Origin of the sequence: Pseudoalteromonas sp. CR1, from assembly GCF_019392235.1 — a bacterium.
GTDB lineage: Bacteria > Pseudomonadota > Gammaproteobacteria > Enterobacterales > Alteromonadaceae > Pseudoalteromonas.
This window is the reverse complement of sequence record NZ_JAHXRM010000436.1, coordinates 1-253: the sequence shown is the minus strand read 5'-3', so window position 1 is coordinate 253 and position 253 is coordinate 1. Positions and strand designations below refer to the sequence as shown.

At 61.7% G+C, this 253-nt stretch carries 1 protein-coding gene; it reads left to right on the top strand.

The window, feature by feature from the left end; all coding sequences use genetic code 11:
* Positions 1 to 253: AraC family transcriptional regulator ligand-binding domain-containing protein (locus tag KZZ04_RS20040; RefSeq protein ID WP_219424010.1), on the top strand; the 253-nt coding region annotated here is incomplete at both ends.

The window sequence follows — 253 nt, the reverse complement described above, 5'->3', positions numbered from 1 at the left end:
AGCCCTTACAACGCCTACAACCGCTTTGTGGTGGATTCGATCATCGCCGGCTGGCTGCAGCAATTGTCGAGCGTGGCACAGCAACCGGTGCAGGCACAGCGCATCGAGATCGAGTTTGAAGCCCCGGCGTACAGCGAACAGTACGGTGTACTCGGTGACAGCCCGATCCACTTCGGCGCCGAGGCCAATCAATTGCGCCTCAACCAGCAGACCCTGGCCCTGCGTAACCCGCAGCACTGCCCCAGTACCTGGC